The 18,248-nt window shown below is 67.9% G+C and carries 20 protein-coding genes and 1 pseudogene; 10 read left to right on the plus strand and 11 right to left on the minus strand.

Features of this window, described 5'->3' with window-relative positions:
- The first annotated feature begins 203 nt into the window (after window positions 1-203).
- On the plus strand, window positions 204-884 hold the full coding sequence (locus ACQEVG_RS16355) for a UdgX family uracil-DNA binding protein (RefSeq protein ID WP_432983545.1): 681 nt from the start codon (window positions 204-206) through the stop codon (window positions 882-884).
- Window positions 885-1,076: 192 nt separating this feature from the next.
- Here ACQEVG_RS16355 and ACQEVG_RS16360 read toward each other — a convergent pair whose 3' ends face one another.
- Window positions 1,077-1,373: a hypothetical protein gene (locus tag ACQEVG_RS16360; RefSeq protein WP_432983548.1), complete on the minus strand. Its 297-nt coding sequence runs from the start codon at window positions 1,371-1,373 to the stop codon at window positions 1,077-1,079.
- Window positions 1,374-1,782: 409 nt separating this feature from the next.
- On the opposite strand from ACQEVG_RS16360, the gene ACQEVG_RS16365 reads away from it, so the two are divergent.
- On the plus strand, window positions 1,783-1,995 hold the full coding sequence (locus tag ACQEVG_RS16365) for a CsbD family protein (RefSeq protein WP_432983551.1): 213 nt from the start codon (window positions 1,783-1,785) through the stop codon (window positions 1,993-1,995).
- 154 nt (window positions 1,996-2,149) lie between these two features.
- Here ACQEVG_RS16365 and ACQEVG_RS16370 read toward each other — a convergent pair whose 3' ends face one another.
- Window positions 2,150-2,575: an SsgA family sporulation/cell division regulator gene (locus ACQEVG_RS16370; protein ID WP_432983554.1), complete on the minus strand. Its 426-nt coding sequence runs from the start codon at window positions 2,573-2,575 to the stop codon at window positions 2,150-2,152.
- 143 nt (window positions 2,576-2,718) lie between these two features.
- On the opposite strand from ACQEVG_RS16370, the gene ACQEVG_RS16375 reads away from it, so the two are divergent.
- Window positions 2,719-3,828, plus strand: coding sequence for a YihY/virulence factor BrkB family protein (locus ACQEVG_RS16375; RefSeq protein ID WP_432983557.1), 1,110 nt, complete (start codon window positions 2,719-2,721; stop codon window positions 3,826-3,828).
- 37 nt (window positions 3,829-3,865) lie between these two features.
- On the opposite strand, the gene ACQEVG_RS16380 is transcribed toward ACQEVG_RS16375, so the two are convergent.
- The gene (locus ACQEVG_RS16380) at window positions 3,866-4,324 is read right to left on the minus strand and encodes an SRPBCC family protein (RefSeq protein ID WP_432983560.1); all 459 of its coding nucleotides are present in this window, start codon (window positions 4,322-4,324) and stop codon (window positions 3,866-3,868) included.
- Between the two features lie 62 nt (window positions 4,325-4,386).
- Window positions 4,387-4,905, minus strand: a complete 519-nt coding sequence (locus tag ACQEVG_RS16385) for an STAS domain-containing protein (RefSeq protein ID WP_432983563.1) — start codon at window positions 4,903-4,905, stop codon at window positions 4,387-4,389.
- Window positions 4,906-5,032: 127 nt separating this feature from the next.
- Between ACQEVG_RS16385 and ACQEVG_RS16390 the strand changes: the two genes are divergently transcribed.
- Complete coding sequence (locus ACQEVG_RS16390) at window positions 5,033-5,419, plus strand: helix-turn-helix transcriptional regulator (protein WP_432983566.1); 387 nt, start codon at window positions 5,033-5,035, stop codon at window positions 5,417-5,419.
- Between the two features lie 210 nt (window positions 5,420-5,629).
- On the opposite strand, the gene ACQEVG_RS16395 is transcribed toward ACQEVG_RS16390, so the two are convergent.
- Window positions 5,630-6,331, minus strand: coding sequence for a M14 family zinc carboxypeptidase (locus ACQEVG_RS16395; RefSeq protein ID WP_432985392.1), 702 nt, complete (start codon window positions 6,329-6,331; stop codon window positions 5,630-5,632).
- Window positions 6,238-6,630: pseudogene (locus ACQEVG_RS16400) on the minus strand (M14 family zinc carboxypeptidase); the annotation flags it as partial. The pseudogene ACQEVG_RS16400 and the gene ACQEVG_RS16395, both read right to left, overlap by 94 nt.
- A gap of 870 nt (window positions 6,631-7,500) precedes the next feature.
- On the opposite strand from ACQEVG_RS16400, the gene ACQEVG_RS16405 reads away from it, so the two are divergent.
- The 3 genes from ACQEVG_RS16405 to ACQEVG_RS16415 all read left to right on the plus strand — a co-directional run bounded on the left by ACQEVG_RS16405 (window position 7,501) and on the right by ACQEVG_RS16415 (window position 10,639).
- Window positions 7,501-7,902, plus strand: a complete 402-nt coding sequence (locus ACQEVG_RS16405) for a YciI family protein (RefSeq protein WP_432983569.1) — start codon at window positions 7,501-7,503, stop codon at window positions 7,900-7,902.
- Between the two features lie 3 nt (window positions 7,903-7,905).
- A complete protein-coding gene (locus tag ACQEVG_RS16410) occupies window positions 7,906-9,198 on the plus strand; it encodes an RNA polymerase sigma factor (RefSeq protein ID WP_432985395.1) in 1,293 nt (430 codons plus the stop codon).
- A 166-nt stretch (window positions 9,199-9,364) separates the two neighbouring features.
- A complete protein-coding gene (locus tag ACQEVG_RS16415; protein WP_432983572.1) occupies window positions 9,365-10,639 on the plus strand; it encodes an MFS transporter in 1,275 nt (424 codons plus the stop codon).
- A gap of 49 nt (window positions 10,640-10,688) precedes the next feature.
- On the opposite strand, the gene ACQEVG_RS16420 is transcribed toward ACQEVG_RS16415, so the two are convergent.
- The 4 genes from ACQEVG_RS16420 to ACQEVG_RS16435 are packed head-to-tail and all read right to left on the minus strand — an operon-like array spanning window position 10,689 to window position 13,858.
- Entirely contained in the window at window positions 10,689-11,576 is an 888-nt protein-coding gene (locus ACQEVG_RS16420) for a biotin-dependent carboxyltransferase family protein (RefSeq protein WP_432983575.1), read from the minus strand.
- Window positions 11,573-12,247, minus strand: a complete 675-nt coding sequence (gene pxpB, locus ACQEVG_RS16425; protein WP_432983578.1) for a 5-oxoprolinase subunit PxpB — start codon at window positions 12,245-12,247, stop codon at window positions 11,573-11,575. The genes ACQEVG_RS16420 and pxpB overlap by 4 nt, the downstream gene beginning before the upstream one ends.
- Window positions 12,244-13,008 carry a LamB/YcsF family protein gene (locus tag ACQEVG_RS16430; RefSeq protein ID WP_432983581.1) on the minus strand — a complete coding sequence of 255 codons (765 nt, stop codon included), beginning with the start codon at window positions 13,006-13,008 and terminating at the stop codon, window positions 12,244-12,246. The genes pxpB and ACQEVG_RS16430 overlap by 4 nt, the downstream gene beginning before the upstream one ends.
- A 55-nt stretch (window positions 13,009-13,063) precedes the next feature.
- Window positions 13,064-13,858, minus strand: a complete 795-nt coding sequence (locus ACQEVG_RS16435) for a putative hydro-lyase (protein ID WP_432983584.1) — start codon at window positions 13,856-13,858, stop codon at window positions 13,064-13,066.
- Between the two features lie 314 nt (window positions 13,859-14,172).
- Between ACQEVG_RS16435 and ACQEVG_RS16440 the strand changes: the two genes are divergently transcribed.
- From ACQEVG_RS16440 to ACQEVG_RS16450, 3 genes are all read left to right on the plus strand, one after another.
- A complete protein-coding gene (locus ACQEVG_RS16440; RefSeq protein ID WP_432983587.1) occupies window positions 14,173-14,886 on the plus strand; it encodes a GntR family transcriptional regulator in 714 nt (237 codons plus the stop codon).
- A gap of 440 nt (window positions 14,887-15,326) precedes the next feature.
- Window positions 15,327-15,806, plus strand: coding sequence for an ATP-binding protein (locus ACQEVG_RS16445; protein WP_432983590.1), 480 nt, complete (start codon window positions 15,327-15,329; stop codon window positions 15,804-15,806).
- An 85-nt stretch (window positions 15,807-15,891) separates the two neighbouring features.
- A complete protein-coding gene (locus tag ACQEVG_RS16450) occupies window positions 15,892-17,163 on the plus strand; it encodes an MFS transporter (RefSeq protein ID WP_432983593.1) in 1,272 nt (423 codons plus the stop codon).
- Window positions 17,164-17,452: 289 nt separating this feature from the next.
- Here the strand turns inward: ACQEVG_RS16450 and ACQEVG_RS16455 are convergent, their stop codons facing one another.
- Window positions 17,453-18,073 carry a hypothetical protein gene (locus tag ACQEVG_RS16455; protein WP_432983596.1) on the minus strand — a complete coding sequence of 207 codons (621 nt, stop codon included), beginning with the start codon at window positions 18,071-18,073 and terminating at the stop codon, window positions 17,453-17,455.
- Window positions 18,074-18,248: the final 175 nt, after the last annotated feature.

Below are 18,248 nucleotides of genomic sequence, written 5' to 3' on the forward strand. Positions count from 1 at the left end.
ACCGTGGGAGGTGTCAGGCCCGCCGCGGCTCTCCTCCTGCTCTCTCCATGGCACTGCGGCGGGCGGCTCATCGCATCTCCACGGGCCTGGATCCGTCCAGGTGCGGAGGACCTGGGGCCACCCGGCTCGGGGACGGAATCAATTGGTTCGGAAGGGGTACCCAGAAATCCCGCGGGCCCAGCCGCGGGCGGGAGGTGACGACGATGAGCCGCACCGACGACGCACCGGCGGCGCAGGACGCGTACGACGCCGCTCCGTACGTCCCGGAACGAGGCGGACTCCCCGCGCACAGGCGTGCCGCCGCCGACTGCCACGGCTGCCCGCTGTTCGAGAACGCCACGCAGACCGTCTTCGGCAAGGGCGACCCGTCGGCGCGCATTGTCCTCGTCGGCGAGCAGCCCGGCGACCAGGAGGACAAGCAGGGCGAACCCTTCGTGGGACCGGCCGGGCGGCTGCTGAGGAAGGCAATGGAGGAGGCCGGCATCGACGCGGATGCGGCGTATCTCACCAATGCGGTGAAGCACTTCAAATTCACCGAGGCGGAGCGCGGTAAACGTCGTATCCACAAGGCTCCGAGTCTGCGGGAGATGACCGCCTGCCGGCCCTGGCTGGTCGCCGAGCTGCACCTGGTCCGCCCGGACGTGGTGGTGGCGCTGGGTGCGACCGCCGGAAAGGCGCTCCTGGGGAGGTCGTTCCAGGTGACCAAGGACCGGGGCGCCCTCATCCCGTTGCCCGACGTGGACGAGAAGCGGTACGTCGTGGCGACCCTTCACCCCTCGGCCGTCCTGCGCTCCGACGACCGCGAGGCCGCGTATGCGGGCCTGCTGTCGGACCTGCGGGTGGCCGCGAAGGCGCTGGAAAGTCCCCAGTCACCACATCGCTGATGCTCGCCGTGGCGGGGCCGCACGAGAAGTTGGTCGTGGGACGCGACGCCCACAAATCGGTGGTCGCTGGACTCCGGACCGGTCTCGACGGCGGAATGAGCCTGCCCGACGCGTTCGACCCACGCCTCCACACCATCCGAGTCCGGGCCGAGTCGGCAAGCTGAGTCCGTCGGCCACGAGGGGGCTGCCGGCTCAGGGCGACGGGGCCGCCCCATGGCCGAGGGAAACAGGGCCATCGGCCTGGTCACGCACGGATTCGACGATCGACTGGTGCAGGCTGCGGCTGGCTTCCTCGGACGGACACGGTACGGGGCTGCCGGTCACGGTGAACCAGTCCGAGGCGCCGCTGAACTGAACGGCGATCTGGGCCTGACCGCCGGACCAGGTGGTGTGGATGGTCAAGTCACCTCGAATGACGCCGACTTCGTCGGTGAGCACGCCGCCGGATCCTGCGTAGATGCCGGTGGTCGTCCACGATGCCCAGGTCATGGTGCACCCTCACGGGACGGGGAATGGGGAAAGTGCGGAAGGGACGGCCCGCGGCAGCTTCCGGGAGCCGTTCTTCGAGTCTGACACCTGACGGACGGGTGCGCGCGGCGATGCCGGAGTGGTCCGGGGGAGAGGCGGGCACGGGGTGCGACTGGACCACCCTGCATCGCATCCGCGGCTTGCTCGACGGGCTGGGGACCCGGCAGTCCCGAATCCGGCGGAGGTGGTCCGGGAAGAGCGACTGACCTGCGGTAATGCGGTTTCGGATTACCCGAGAGGGGACGTGGAGGATACGGGGAAAGAGTATTCGGATGCCGAATAGGAGGACGAATAACGTTTGCGAGCTCCTGATCGGGTAGCCGCATAAGGTGACAAACGGAACCGTTACTTGGTCAAGGAGCTGATCCGCATGGCTGAGGGCAAGAGGATTCGCGGCAAGGCCCAGGAAACCATGGGCAAGGCGAAGGAAAAGGCCGGGCGCGCAACGGGCAACGACGACCTTCGCCTCAAGGGGACCGGTGACCGCGTCGAGGGCAAGACCCGCCGGGCCGCCGGAGAGGTGGAGGACACCGTGAAGGGCACGGCGGAGGAGCTCAAGGGGAAGGCCCGTAAGCACAAGTGACGAATCGGTAGTACGCGATGCGGAATCAGGGATCGCGGTGGGAAATGACCCACCCAGGGTCTCGGTGACACATACGCGCCGGCCTGGGCCGGCCGCAGCGGCGGCCGGCCCGGCCCGTCTCTGGCTCAGGACGGCAGCTCCTGAAGGCAGCACCTCACCGCCCGCTCAGCAGGCGATGGGCGAGTGAGTCCCAGTCGATGTGCCGCGACTCGGTGCCTGCCGGTACGAGGTCGAAGGTTCGCCTGATCCAGGTTCGCAAGCCTGCTCTGTCCGCCTCGAACAGGGCGAATGCGTGGCTCGGCCCCAGGCGCAGCCGCACGGTGTCGGCGTTTCCGGGCATGCTGGTGGGCCAGATCCTGACGTCACCGATGCCGGACAGAACGCGGGTGCCGGAGTACAGCAGTTCGCGGGACAGCTGCCAGTTGACCGGTCCGTCAGTGGCGGAATTGAGAACCAGGCCCACTGTGAACGGCTGGCGGACGTCGTAGCGGAAGGAGGCGGGTACGGGAAGCCCGAGCTGCGCGGAGCGGACATGGCGCAGGGTCAGTTCGAGGGTGAGTGGCTCTTCGGGCGGGGGCATGGCAACCCTCCCTGGCTGAGGACGACGGATTGATGAACGGGGTGCAGATCTGGGTATCCAGAACAGCGCGTTTGACACGTGGCCTTGAGTTTTCCGCTGCGGATCGCGCGATTCATCCCGGGTTTTGCGGTTACTCGTACTGCATGGCTGAGATATGGCGACAGGAGGCCGGGGGCGACCAGGGTGACCGGCCCGGCCGTACAGGCCAGGCGGCGGATGCCGAGAGCCGTGGTGCCGGCCCGGATCCGCAGGTGGAGGGAAGGGCTCCGGACGAGCCGAGCGAGCTGGCGAAGAAGTCGTGGTGGGCGGTGCTGCGCCGTACGGTCCGCGAGTTCAAGGATGACGAGCTGGCCGACCGCGCGGCGGCGCTGACCTACTACGGAGTGCTGGCGCTCTTCCCCGCGCTGCTGATGCTGGTTTCCCTGCTGGGCATCGCGGGCGAGTCGGCGACGCGGACTGTCCTGGACAACATCAAGCAGCTCACGCCGGGTTCGGCGCGGGACATCATCACGGGTGCGGTGGAGCAGCTGCAGTCCAGCGGTGGAACCGGCTCCGTCCTCGCGATCGTCGGTCTGCTGGGTGCGCTGTGGTCGGCGTCGGGCTATGTGGCGGCATTCATCCGTTCCTCCAATGCCGTCTACGACATGCCGGAGGGCCGGCCGGTGTGGAAGGTGGGGCCGCTGCGTGTCGCCCTGACGGTGGTGCTGATGCTTCTGGCGTGTCTCAGCGTGCTGATCGTGGTGCTCACCGGTGCTCTGGCCCGGCAGCTCGGTACCGCCCTGGGCGTCGGGGACACAGCCTTGACGGTGTGGTCGATCGCGAAGTGGCCGGTCCTGATCGTGCTCGTCACCGTGATGATCGCGACCTTGTACTGGGCGTCACCGAACGCCAAGGGGCGCGGCTTCAAGTGGATCACGCCCGGCAGTTTTCTGGCCCTGGTGATCTGGATGATCGCGTCCGGCGGCTTCGCGCTGTATGTGGCGAACTTCGCCTCGTACAACAAGACATACGGCACTCTCGCCGGAGTGATCGTTTTCCTGGTGTGGCTCTGGATCACGAATCTGGCGATTCTGCTGGGGCTGGAGTTCGACGCCGAGCTGGCCCGGGAACGAGCGATCCTCGGCGGGCACCCCAAGCGCGAGGAGCCATATGTTCCGCCGCGGGACACCCGGAAGTGGAGCGAGGAGGACCGCAGGCGTATGGCTATCGATTCGACCGAGGCCGGGCGCGGCAGCGAAGACCTCAGCTCCTGACGGCCACCGTCAGGGGGTCTTCCTCGTGGCAAGGGTCTCAGGGCGACGCGGCCGACGACATCAGCTGCTCCAGCTTGTCGAGACTCTGAGTCCAGCCCTCCTCGTGCAGAGCTCGGCGGCGCTCAGTGGCGAAGTCGCCCTGAGTGAAGACCAGTTCGGCCGACGTACCGCCGATATCGCGAAGGGACAGAGTCACCACCGTTTCGCGATCCTCAGGATCGGGATCCTCCCACCGAAAGGTGTAGGACAGGCGTTGGGGAGGTTCGACCTCCAGGAATTCCCCCACCAGGTAGAACAGATCGCCTTCCGGAGGCTGCATCGCGATCCGATAGCCGCCTCCTGGCCGGAGGTCGCTCTCCACACTCGGGATGCCGAACCCGTCAGGACCCCACCACGTGGCCAGCTTCCGCGGTTCGGTCAAGGCCTGGAATATCACCGAGGGTGCTGCGCCGAGGACACGCTCCATATGCAGCCTCAGCCCGCCATCGTGGGTCATCGCCAACCTCCTTCAACCGAGGGTGTCGGGACTGACCATGATCAGGATCCAGGAATGGAGTACTACACGTCATCGGAGCCGCGCGGCAGTAGCGGCCTGCCGCTCCGTGGCTGGCGCGGGTGGTCGCGCCCACCTGTCTCGGTTGCCGGTCTCTCGCAGTGAACCGTGGGCAGGGGATCACCGTTCGCGTCGCCGCGAGTCGTGATGGCAAGGAAGTCGAGGGTGCCGGTCAGTCCCAGCAGCCTCCGCACGCAGGGGCTGGTGTCGACCACGGCCACGGTCTGGCCCGACGACAGGGACTCATGGCGGGTGTCCATGAGGACGTGAAGGCCAGAGCAGTCGAAGAAGGAGACCCTGGCGAGATCGATTTCGAGGCCGGTGGACGTTTGCAGGGCGGCGGCGAGTACCCGGCGCAGGTCTGCTGCGCTGTCCAGGTCAAGCTCGCCCACGACGACGACTCGGGCGCGGCCCTCGGCGGCCGCGGTCACGGTGAGTGTGAGGCGGCTACTGTCGGTCCGGCCACCAAGGCGGTGCGAGAAGTGCGAGCCGGGCTTCTCGGAGCCGCCTGAAGGGGAAGCCATGATCATCTCCCTCGAACGGGAAGTCCCTCTGACCCCATGCTGAGACGCGGCGGGAGACACGTCAATAGATACCTGAATTTAGTTTCGGGTAGTGCGAAGCGTGCATGAGGGAACGTACGATGGAGGCATGGACGAAGCCCCAGTGCCCCGCACGACATGGACGTTCCTGACCAGCCATGCGCGTGTGCTCTCGGCCATCGCACGCGACCCGTGGGTCCGGATTCGCGATCTTGCCAAGTCTCTCGAGTTGACTGAGCGGACCGTCCAAGCCATCGTCTCCGACCTGGAGGCGGCCGGATATCTGACCCACACGCGCGAAGGCCGCCGGAACAAATATCGCCTGATCGGAGGACGGTTCCGTCATCCGGCGGAAGAGGACCGGGACATCGCGCCGCTCCTGGAGATCCTCACGACTCCGGCGGGGCCCGACGGCGCGGGGGACGACACCACGGACCGGCCTGTTGCGGAGGGGCGCCGCGCAGACGCGACCAACGCGCACGACCGGCTCTCGTGAGCGGCGGGGCTTGATGCTGTTGCTCGGGCACGCTTGACGCCTCGCCCTGCGAGCTGCCGTGGTCGCACCTGCCGAGGTCGTGGGTGCCGAGGTCGTGGGTGCCCTTGATACGGCTCGCCGACGTGATCCCGCACCGGGTGGGCGAAGCGGCGTGGCCAACTCCGCCCACCCGGCGGTGGAAACGGGGAGCGAACGAGATCGTCGAGTGGTCTACCGGGCGGCCAAGCCCGCCTGGTACGGGGCGCCCGCCGACTTCGCCGCATTCAGCAGCGCGGGCAGCATGGTCGGCCAGTACGACGATTCCATGCAGGAGTACGCCGGCAGGAAGCCATTGCACGTGGTGTCCGTGGTGCTGCCGATCTCGATGGTGAAGCTGGGAATGCCCAACTCCCCATAGGCCCAGTCGTCGGTCCCGCCGGAGGCGGTGTAGAGGAGTTCTCCCGGCTGTCCGTAGGTGAAGCCTGTGTCCGCGGCGAGTTGGGCGGCGATGGCGCGCAGCGAGGTGTCGTTGGGGGCGTCGTCCTTGGTGAACGCCCAGGGGAACAGGACCATCCGGGTGTCGCTGTGGAGGCTGATGAACATGCCGCGCGTGCCGGCCGCGGCAGTGTCCGTGAGGGCGGGGCCGCGGGTGTCGGGGTAGAGCTTGCGCAACAGCGCCTGGATGGCGGTCAGCTCCGGCTCCGAGTCGGCCGTGGGGCCGTGGTATGCGGGGCTGCACGGGTCGTCGGAGGAGCCACCGGTGTTCCACTGGAAACCGGCGTTCCGACCACGCCGCTCTGACTCTGCCCGGTCGGCGGGATCGCGCAGTCCTGCCCATTGGAGGTGTTGGCGTTCTTGCGCTGCAGATACGGTGCGTCGCCGCCGTCCTGGACGATCTCGACGCCATCGGGGTTGGAGACCGGAATGACCCAGAACTCCGTGGAGTTCAGCAGCGAGGTGACCGTCGCGTCGGTGCCGTAATTGCCTACGAGATGGTCGATCCAGCGGTAGGCCACGTCGCCGGTCGCGATCTCGCGCGCGTGCATCTGGCCCATGAGCACGAATCGGGGCTTGGGCGCCTTCGGGTCGAGCGAACAGTCCTTCCGGCCGGCGATGCGGGTGATGCAGATCGCCTTGAGCGCGCGACCGCCCAGATTGTTCTTCTTGCGCCACGAGGCGCCGTAGTTGACCACCTTGGCGAGGGCGGGTTTGGTCCGTGCGACCTTCTCCATGTGCGTGTACTGGCCGGTCACGGTCGGATAGCCCTCGTAGTACGTGCTGTCGGTGGTGCTGGGGGTCTTCCACCGCACCTGCGGCAGGCTGCGGGTGACGGTGGTGCTGAAGCCGAGCGAGATCAGCCGCTCGCGTTCGGTCTGGTCGGCCAGCACCTTCACCTTGCCGGCACCACTGCCTTCCAGGACGTCGAAGCCCTGGGCCTCCAGTAGTTCGGCGTCCTTCGCCACCGTGGTTTTGGCGGGGACGGTCAACTCGTAGAGGTTCGTCGTGGCGACGTCGGCAGCGGGGCGGCTGGCCTCGGCCGAGTCGAGGGGGACGGCGATCAGAACACCGGCGACGGCCGCAGTGGCGGCGAGCAGCGCGGTACGTGGTCGTGTGCGCAAGGTACCTCCTGGGCGAGTGGGGGGAGGACGCGATGTCCGGCCCTGCTGCGGGAGTTGCCACGCAGCGGTTAAATATTTGGGCCCAAACAATATGAGGGTCGGTGCCCCGGGTCAATGACGTCCATCGCATCAACGGCGGGTGCACGGAGGGGGATTGGCCACCCAACCGGTCGTCGGTCAGGGTCCTTGCCGGCACCGAAGCCGTTGCCGAGGGGCCCGGTGTCAGGCGCGGTCGCGTTGTCCTCGGGTTTGCTGCCCTGTCTGTGGTTTCAGGTCACCGGCCGGTTCACGGTCGGCATGCGACGCCCCCGGCTCGCCTGCAGATCACCATCGGTCCGGCGTCGTCAACGTCGGCACATCGGCTCCAGCAGGCCACCGTGAAACTTTTTCGGCAGATCTTCGCCGAGGATGTCGAGAAAGCGACGCCAGTTTCTACCTGTCCATGAGAGCGCCGACGTGGCGCACGAGTGTGAGGAGCAGGCCATGAAGTACATGCTGCTGATGCAGTTCAGCGAGCAGACGGCGGACTTCCCGTCGATCGCGACCTGGACTCCGGAGGAGATTCAGGCGCACATCGCGTTCATGATGGACGCGAACAAGAAGATCGCCGACGCGGGGGAGCTGGTTGAGGCACAGGGGCTGGCCATGCCGGAACAGGCCCGGATCGTGCGCGCGGGGAAGGACGGAGCGCCGCTGATCACCGAAGGCCCCTACCCTGAGACCAAGGAGTTCCTGGCGGGGTTCTGGATCGTCGACTGCGAGAGTCCGGAGCGCGCCTACGAGATCGCCGCGTACATCTCGGCCGCACCCGGCCCCGGCGCCGCCCCGTTGAACATGCCGATCGAGGTGCGCCAGGTGATGTCGGCACCGACCGAGGAGTTGTAGGCGCTGGCCGCAACGGACGCGGACACCAACGGCCTGCTGCGCGAACTGGCGCCGCAGGTCGTCGGTGTGCTCACCCGGCAGTACGGGGACTTCGACACCGCCGAGGACGCGGTTCAGGAGGCGCTGCTGGCCGCCGCGACCCAGTGGCCGGACGGCGGTGTGCCGCACAATCCGCGGGGCTGGCTGATCCAGGTCGCGAGCCGGCGTCTGACCGAGCAGGTGCGCAGCGAACGGGCGCGCCGCCGCCGGGAGGAGCTCGCGGCCAGACGGGAGCCCGCCGACCGGCGGTCGGCCCCGCCGGCCGACGAAGAGACGCCGCCGGACCGGGACGACACACTGATCCTGTTGTTCATGTGCGCTCACCCCGCCCTGACGCCCGCGTCGGCGGTCGCCCTCACCCTGCGGTCGGTGGGAGGTCTGACCACGGCCGAGATCGCACGGGCCTTCATGGTCCCCGAGGCGACCATGGCCCAGCGGATCAGCCGGGCCAAGCAGCGGATCAAGACCTCCGGGATCCCCTTCGAGATGCCGGACCGCACCGACTGGGGGCCCCGGCTCGATGCCATGCTGTCCGTTCTCTATCTGATCTTCAACGAGGGCTACACCAGCAGCGTCGGCCCCGAGCTGCAGCGCGTCGAACTGTCACGGGAGGCGATCCGGCTGGCCAGAGCCGTGCACCAACACCTCCCCGATGACAGCGAGGTCGCCGGACTTCTCGCGCTGATGCTTCTCAACCATGCGCGCAGCCCGGCGCGTACGGGACCGGGCGGCGAGCTGATCCCGCTCGCCGAACAGGACCGGAGCCTGTGGGACGGCCGTGCCATCGACGAGGGCATCGCACTGGTCACCGGCGCCCTGCCCAGGGGGCCCGTCGGCCCGTACCAGGTCCAGGCGGCGGTGGCCGCCGTCCACGACGAGGCGAAGCACGTCGAGGAGACCGACTGGCCGCAGATTCTCGCGCTGTACGGAGTGCTGGAACGCCTCTCGGCCAACCCCGTGGTCTCACTCAACCGGGCCGTCGCCGCCGCCATGGTCCACGGCCCGGCCGCCGGCCTCGACATCGTCGAGGCCCTCGACGCCGACGGGCGGCTGGCGGGACATCACCGCCTGTATGCGGTACGTGCCCATCTCCTCGAAATGCTCGGTGACCGGCCGGCCGCCATCGAGAACTACCGCGCGGCGGCAAACCGTACGACCAGCCTTCCGGAACGGCACCACCTCACCATCCGCGCTGCCCGGCTCGCCTCGGCCGCGGCAGGGCGTGACCGGCGGGCCAAGGACAGCCCCGCCACATGACCGCCGACGGGCGCGTTGCGCCTGGAATGACCCAGGGCCGAATCGCCCGAGCTCCCGCCGGACGTCCCGTCGGCCAGGAGACTGTCCTGGTGAGACCCATGTAGACCCGCCCCGACTCTCTCGGGCAGACTTTTTGGGTACCCGCACTGCAGTGAGGTGCCGCACCGTGACTTCCACTCCCACCAGCCCTCCGGCAGTCAGTGGGGAGACGACCGGCCCGTTCGCCTGGTATCGGTCGTTCACCCCGCAGGGACGCCGCGCCTTCAAGGGGGCGTTTGGCGGATACGGTCTTGATTCCTACGACTTCCAGGTGCTGCCGCTGAGCATGGTGGCCATCGCGGCCTACTTCGGCATCAGCCAGGCACAGGCGGGTCTGCTGACCACGGTCACGCTGCTGATGTCAGCAGTGGGCGGAGTCCTGGCGGGCGTGCTGATCGACCGGGTCGGCCGGGTCAAGACCCTCATGATCACCGTCTCCACCTACGCCGTGTTCACTGTTCTGTGTGGTTTCGCCGTCAACTACCCGATGCTGCTGGTGACCCGGGCGTTCCAGGGCGTGGGCTTCGGCGGCGAGTGGGCAGCCGGTGCGGTCCTGGTGGCCGAGTACGCCAGAACCCGCTACCGCGGCCGCGTCCTCGCCTTCATCCAAAGCGCCTGGGCCGTCGGATGGGGCCTGGCGGTCATCGTGAGCACCCTGGTCATGAACAACCTCTCCCCGGACATCGCCTGGCGCGTGATGTTCTGGACCGGTGCCCTGCCGGCACTGCTGCTGGTCTACGTGCGCCGCAACGTCCAGGATTCCCCGGAGGTGACCGAGCGGCTGGCGAGGAAAGAAGTGCGCGTTTCGCTGTCATCGATCTTCAAGGGCAGCCTCGCCCGCAAGACGTTCTTCGCCACACTGCTGGCCACCGGCGTGCAGGGTGGCTACTACACCATCGCCACGTGGCTGCCCACCTTTCTCAAGACCGAACGCGGCCTGACGGTGGTCGGCACCGGCGGCTATCTGTCCCTTCTCATCACCGGCGCCTTCTGCGGCTACCTCACGGCCGGCTATGTCATCGACTTCCTGGGACGCAAGAAGTCCTTCGCCCTGTTCGCGGTCCTCAGCGCCGGCCTGCTGCTGGCCTACATCAACATCCCCCAAGGAGCCAACACCCTCCTGCTCTTCCTGGGCTTCCCCCTTGGCTTCTGCGCCTCCGCCATCTTCGCCGGATTCGGCTCCTTCCTCGCCGAGCTCTACCCCAACGCCGTCCGTGGCACCGGCCAGAGCTTCACCTACAACGTCGGCCGCGCCGTCGGCGCCTTCTTCCCCACCGCGGTCGGCTTCACAGCAGGCAGCGCAGGCGTCGGGGGAGCCCTGATCTACGGAGTCATCGGCTACGTGGTTGCCCTCGTCGCCCTCCTGGGCCTCCCCGAAACCCGCGGAACCGAACTCGCCTGAGTTCACTGCCCCGCCGGGCGGGACGCCGCTGTCCCCGCCGATCCGCTCATCATCGCCCGGACGGGCTGGGGCGCGGGCGGCGCATCGGCACGAAGCGGACTGGAAGGCCCGGCGCCGCCTGCGCGGCTGCGGCCAGCCGCCTCTCCGGCACCACGCCGATCACGGGATAGCCGCCCGTTGTCGGGCAGTCGGCGAGGAAGACCACGGGTTTTCCGTCAGGCGGCACCTGGATTCCTCCAACCACCATGCCTTCGCTGGCCAGTTCACCGTGTACAGCCCGCTCCAGGGCGGGCCCGTTCATGCGCAGCGCGATGCGGTTGCTGTGGGGGGAGACGGAGAACCGGGCTGCGCCAAGGGTCCGTACGGCCTCAGCGGTGAACCAGTCGTCACGCGGGCCGAGCAATACGGGCAGCACCAGTTCCTGCGGCGGGCCCTCCCACAGTGCCATGTCGGTATGGATCGGTTGGCCCATTGTCTCGCCCACGGGGAGGGTGTCTCCGTCCCTGAGGAGGGCGGGCCCGAGGCAGGAGAGGAGGTCGGTGGAACGGCTGCCGAGTACGGGGGCGACCGCGATGCCTCCGCCGATGGCGACATAGCTCCGCAGACCGCTGGTGGCGGCGCCCACATCCAGCACCGCACCGGCGGGCAGATGCACAGCGCTCGCCCAGGGCGCCGGCCGGTCGTTGATCCGCACCGGAGCGGGCGCTCCGGTCACGGCGACGGTCACGGCCTGGGTGGTGCGTACAGCCACGCCTGTCAGCGTGGTCTCCAGCGTTGCGGCGTCGGCGGAGTTGCCCACCAGCCGGTTCGCCAGTCGGTGGGCCGGCTGGTCGAGTGCTCCGGAGCGAGGCACGCCCAGCCCGGCGTGGCCGAAGCGTCCCAGGTCCTGGATCGTGGTGAGCGCTCCGGCGCGTACCACTTCCAGCTTGCCGCTCATGCGACGGCCCCCTCGGCGTTCGTCCGTCCCAGACGTCGCTCCGTGGTCCCTGCTGCAGGCCCCTGGGGCACGAACCGTACCCGCGTGCCCGGTGCCAGCAACGTCGCCGGCCGGCGTTCCAAGTCCCACAGACGCACGGGAGTTGTTCCGATCAGCTGCCAGCCGCCCGGCGAGGGACGCGGGTAGATGCCCGTGTAGTGGCCTGCGATGGCGACGGATCCCGCGGGGACCGAGGTGCGGGGTTCGGCTCGGCGAGGCACGTGATACCGCTCGTCGAGTCCGGTCATGTACGCGAATCCCGGGGCGAATCCAGAGAAGGCGACCCGGTGCTCGACGCTGCTGTGCACGCGCGCCACGTCGTCTTCGCTCACCCCCCACATCTCGGCGACCGCAGCGAGATCGGCTCCGTTGTAATGCACCGGGATCTCCACCAGAGGGCCGCTGTTCGTCGCCAGCGGGGGGACGGACCAGCGGCGCAGCGCCCTGTACAGGGCCGGGAGATCGGATGCTCCGTACAGGAGCACGGTCTTCTCTCCGGGAACGATCTCCCGGACCGGCGCCAGCGTGCCCTCCCCGTGACGGCGCAGTATCTCGGTGTGCCACGCCTGGGCCTCCTGCGGCGTGTTCAGGTCGATGAGCAGCGAGTGTTCGCCGACTGGCAGCAGTCTCATACGAACGCCTCCAGCGTGACTCCGGCCGTCTCCAGCGCCGAACGGACCTGCCGCGCGATCTCGACCGCGCCGGGGGTGTCGCCGTGCAGACACAGCGACCGCGCCTGTACGTGCACGGTCTCCCCGTCCAGGGTGGTGGCGCGGCCCTCTCGGGCGAGCATGACCGCCCGCTGGGCGACCTCCCGGGGGTCTGTGATCACCGCGCCCGGTGTGCCGCGCGGAACCAGGGTCCCCGCCGCGGTGTAGGCACGGTCGACGAATGCCTCGCTGATCACCTCAAGTCCCGCTCGCCGGGCCTCCAGATGCATGGCCGAGTCGGGCAGGCACATGACCGGCAAGCCCGGGTCGGCGAGCCGGGTGCCCGCGGCTACGGCGGACGCCTGTTCCTTGTCGGCGACGACGCGGTTGTAGAGGGCCCCGTGCGGCTTTACGTAGGCCACCTTCGCCCCGGCGGCCTTGGCGAACACCTGAAGCGCGCCGATCTGGTAGGTGACCTCGTCGGCCAGTTCGTCGCTGGGCACGTCCATGGCCCGTCGCCCGAAACCGGCCAGGTCCCGGTAGGAGACCTGCGCTCCGATCCTCACACCCCGCTCGGCGGCGATGTCGCAGACCTTGCGCATGATGCTGGGATCGCCGGCGTGGAAGCCGCAGGCGACATTGGCGCTGGTCACCACCGACAACATGGCCTCGTCGTCGGTGAGGATCCATCGCCCGTAGCCCTCCGCGAGGTCTGCGTTGAGGTCGATCACGATGTCTGTCATCGCTTGGTGGTCTCCCTGAAGCCGTCCGCCGCCCATGTCCTCTGCCGCTCCGGTGTCATCCAACGCGGTAGTCCGTGTCCCGTGCATCGGTGATCAGCATGTGTCCCGGCGCATGAGTGATCGCGAACGGCGGCCGGGATGCCATCAGTGCTGCCTGTGGAGTGACGCCGCAGGCCCAGAACATGGGCACATCGCCCGGCTCGGCCTCTACCGGGTCGCCGAAGTCCGGATGGGTGAAGTCCTTGATGCCCAGGCCTGCCGGGTCTCCGGTGTGGACCGGGCCGCCGTGTACCGCGGGCATCTCGGAGGTCACGCGTGTCGCGGTATCCACGAGGCCGGCCGGGACCTGGCGCATGGACACCACCAAGGGGCCGAGCAGCCGGCCGCCCGGACGGCACTCACGATCCGTCACGTACATGGCAACGTTGCCCCCCTGGGAGACATGCCGTAGTGGCACACCCGCTTCGGTCAGCGCGGACTCGAAGGTGAAGCTGCATCCGATCAGGAAGGTCACCAGGTCTTCGCGCCAGAGATCGACGACATCGGTCTGCTCGGCGATCATCCGGCCGTGCTCCCAGACGTGGTAGAGCGGAAGGTCGGTGCGAAGGTCCGCGCCGGGGGCGAGTGCCGTGGTCCACGACCCCCGGTCCGCGATGTCGAGCACCGGACAGGGTTGGGGGTTCTGCCGACAGAACATGTGAACGTCATGGGCCCAGTCGGAGGGGACTGTGATGATGTTGACCTGGGTGCATGCGGCACACCAGCCCGCGGTGGGCAGGCTCGTGCCCTCGCGGAACATGGTCCGCGCCTGGGCGGGCGTCAGGGCACCGGGATGGGCGACTGTGGCCATCAGCAGTCCTCTCGTCACGGGCGCCGCGCGGCAGACCCAGAAGTTACCGCCGCGTCAAAGCGGCACAGGCGTGCGGTTGCGAGCCGGCATGGGGATATTCTCCCCGCCGCCCTTCCTGACTTGCTGCCCTCCGGGACTGGGTCAGGTGGAATATGACCGGCGGATCACCGCAACACAACGTCAGTGTAGAGGATCGTTGAACGATCCGACAAGCGCTCTGTTGTTTTGTTCCCACGTTTCCGGTTGACTGGTCCCCAGCAGGCCTGCTTCCATTCCGCCGGCGATCCTGGCGGCCCACGTGAGAAGGATGAACCATGGCAGCCGAGGTCGACCCGACCGGTCTCTTCAGCGACCGCGCACTACTCGGGCGCTCCAGCACCGCCGACCGGGTTGCTGACATCTTGCGCGCGCGTATCGCCGAGGGCTATCTGCCGCCGGGCAGCAAGCTCTCGGAAGACGCCATTGGCAGCGCCCTGGGGATCTCGCGCAACACCCTCCGTGAGGCGTTTCGCCTTCTCACCCACGAGAGGCTGCTGGTACACGAACTCAACCGGGGTGTCTTCGTCCGCGTCCTCACCGTCCAGGACGTCATCGACATCTACCAGGTCCGCAGGCTCATCGAATGCGCCGCGGTGCGCAATCTCGGTATGCCGCCCTACGACCTGAGCAACGCCGAGGCCGCGGTCGCCGAAGGGGAGAAGGCCGCCAAGGAAGGCGACTGGCGTGAGCTGGGCAGCGCCAACATCCACTTCCACGGTGCCATCGTCGCCCTTGCCCACAGCACCCGCCTGGACGATCTGATGCGCGGTGTACTCGCGGAACTGCGCCTGGTCTTCCACGGCATGGAAAACTCGCGCGCCTTCCACGAGCCGTATCTGGCCCGCAACCGTGACATCCTCGCTGCCCTCAAGGCGGCGGACACGGTCAATGCGGAGCTGCTTCTTGCGTCGTACCTGAACGACGCCGAGAAGCAGCTGGTCAAGAGGCACTCCGAGGCCATCGCTGCGGAACCCACCCCAAGCCTCTGACCTCCGGGTTTCCCCCCGAGGTCGGTGGGGCCGCTCATCGCGAGCCGTGCGCGATTCGTGCGCTGACGCCAGGTGGAGCGGGGCGACCCGGGGGCGAGGCGATACCGCCTACTTTGCTCGATTATTACCCGGCGCGTTCTATGGCCTGGCGTCCCTGTCGGCGGGGCGCCCGGGTCCTCTCGCCGGGGCTCCGGGCTCACTGGGGAGGGGTTGACAGCGCCCGGGCGAGGTGATAGTCCAATGAGGGAATCGTAGAACAATTCTACGCAGAGGTTAGGCAGAGGCTGCGACTCAGAGTCGATTGGCTTCGTTCTCGAAGTCCAGCCAAAGCCGCGGCGTCAGCCATCGTCCTCCCGCTCTCGAGCCTTCTCGTAGGCGGACCGCCGCGCGGCCACTGTAGTTCCGGCAACTCGGCCACGCCCTTCCCTAGCGAGCAAGCAATGCTTCCCTTCACCTCCCCTCAGGAGCACCCCGCCCTCCCGAGTGTTGGCGCCGCGGACCGAGCAACCTGGATCCTGCCTTCTGCGCCCGAATCTGCTCAGTCGGCCCGGCGGCAGGCTGCCGACCGGCTGCGGGACTGGCGGCTGTGTCATCTGATCGACGATGTGACACTGATCGTCTCCGAACTCGTCACCAATGCGATCTGCCACGGGTCCGGCCCCATCTGGCACACCGTACGGCGCATCCGCACTGCGGCTGACGATGTGATCCGGGTCGAGGTGGGCGACTACGGATCCGGCTGGAACAACATTCCGGTTCCGCGCGAGGCCGGGGATGACACCCATTGCGATGGACGGGGTCTGTATCTGGTCGAAGCCCTGTCCTCGAAGTGGGGCACCCTGCGCCTGCCTCACGGCTACGTGGTGTGGGCGGAGTTCGCAGCCGAACCTGAGCCCGACGCGTCCCTGGTGAACCGCTGACCTGCCTCCCGTGTCCCGCGGACGCCGTGAAGGCCGTTCAACGGACGTCGGGGTTCCTCCTCTCTCCCGTGAGGTCACCGTGACTGTGACAACCACCCCAACCAGTCCCCCCGCAGGAGCCGTTGGTGAGACGACCGGGCCATTCAGCTGGTACAGGTCGCTGTCTTCACCGGGTCGCCGCGCCTTCAAGGGGGCCTTCGGTGGATACGCTCTCGATTCCTACGACTTCCTCGTGCTGCCGATGGGCATGGTCGCCATCGCGGCCTACTTCGGCCTCAGTACGGCCCAGACCGGCCTTCTGACGACGGTCACCTTGCTCTCGTCCGCGCTCGGCGGCGTCGTCGCGGGGGGCCTGATCGACAGAGTCGGCCGGGTCAAGACACTCATGATCACAGTGACCACCTACGCCCTGTTCACCGTGCTGTGCGGCTTCGCCGTGAACTATCCGATGCTGCTGGGCCTGCGGGCACTGCAAGGAATCGGCTTCGGTGGTGAGTGGGCGGCCGGTGCGATCCTGGTCGCCGAGTACGCCAGTGCGCGCTATCGCGGCCGGGTCCTCGCCTGGGTCCAGAGCGCCTGGGCGGTCGGCTGGGCGCTGGCCGTCATCGTCGGCACCGTGGTCATGGACAACATCGACCAAGGCATCGCCTGGCGTGTGCTGTTCTGGACCGGGGCGATGCCGGCGCTGCTGCTGGTCTATGTGCGTCGTAACGTCAAGGACGCTCCCGAGGTGACGGAGCGGATGGCCAAGAAGGAAGCACGAGCTCCGCTGTCATCGATCTTCCGCGGCGGCCTCGCCCGCAAGACGCTCTTCGCGACCCTGCTCTCCACCGGTGTGATGGGGGGCTACTACACCTTCGCCACCTGGTTGCCGGCCTACCTCAAGACGGAGCGCGGACTGACGGTCGTCGGCACCGGCGGATACCTGTTCGTGCTCATCAGCGGTGCCTTCTGCGGCTACATCACCGCGGGTCACCTCGTCGACCGCCTGGGACGCAAGATCGTCTTCGCCCTCTTCGCGTTCCTCAGTGCGGGCCTCTTGATGGCCTACGTCAACATCCCCCAGGGCTCCAACTCTCTTCTCCTGGTCCTCGGTTTCCCTCTGGGGTTCAGCGCCTCCGCCATATTCTCCGGATTCGGCTCCTACCTGGCCGAGCTCTACCCCGGCGCGGTGCGCGGCACCGGCCAGAGCTTCAGCTACAACGTGGGACGCGCGCTCGGGGCGATTTTCCCGACGGCTGTCGGCTTCTCGTCGGCAGGTGTCGGCGGCGCCCTCATCTACGGCGCCATCGGATACGGGCTCGCACTCATCGCCCTTCTCGGCCTCCCCGAAACCCGGGGCACCGAACTCACCTGATCGCGCCGACAGCCCGGGCCATGCCCGGCAGCCGGCCGTGGCCTGTGCCCAGTGCTCTACGGGCACCGCCACGGCCTGGAGCGCGGGCCAGGACACCTCCATCCTGACCGCCTCGGTGCTCGCAGTCCTGGCCGCCGCCAACCGTGCCGGGTGACCCCCGTACGGGCCGCACGTACTACCCCCGTACGGGCGACACGTACTCCGCACGGAGTCCGTAGAGCGGTGCGCGAGGTCCTGGCGTGTGCCTCACACGTCATGAACAGAGTGGCGAGCGTCCGAACTCGAGCTCCTAGGCCTCCACTGCCACGGGTTCGGCGATTGCTTCTGCCGAGGGTTGTGGGCGGACCGCGGTGTAGTAGACCGAGCCGCCCTGCTTCGTGCGTTCGACCTCCGCCTTCGCGACCAGGTTTTCGAGGGTGTTGCGCACCACCGTGGCGCTCAGGGTGCGGTCCGGGTGCGCTGTCGTGAGTTCGGCGGTGACTTCGGCAACTGAGCGCGGTTCGTGCTGCTCGGCGAGGTGGCCGGCGACGAGGTCTCGAAGTGTGGGCTTTCCGCTGTACTTTGCCTTGGCTGCCGTCTTGGCCGGGGCGGCCGCCTTCTTCGGCCGGCCGGAGCCGGCGTGTGTCTCGCCCTTGCCCTTTCGCGCACGCGGTACAGCCGCCTGATTGACCGCGGTGCCTGATTCGGCCCCGGTCGAGTGTACGTCGGCCGTGACACGCTCACCGGAGCCGACCGGGGAAGCACCGCTTTCCAAGGCCTGCTGCAGGCTCAAAAGAAGCGCGTGGTCCCGCTGCAGCGCGGTGAGTTGGGTCTTGAGGTGTTCCTGCTCCTTCTCATTGCGCTCGAGGTCGGCAGCCAACTGCGTGCCGTACTGATCCTTGAGGTTGGTGTTCTCCCACTGCTCGGACATGACATCCCGCTCTCTTCGCCGTGTTGTTCGCGGATGATACGCACTCGGGCCAGGACCTTTACCCTCGATCGGCAGGCGTACCACCCAACCGGCGGGTCATCCACCGCTTCACCATGTGCGTCCGACAGGATCGAGGTGCACTCCCGCGCCTGCTCAGCGGGTACAAGAAGGCAAC

Origin of the sequence: Streptomyces sp. CA-135486 (assembly GCF_050936555.1) — a bacterium.
GTDB lineage: Bacteria > Actinomycetota > Actinomycetes > Streptomycetales > Streptomycetaceae > Streptomyces.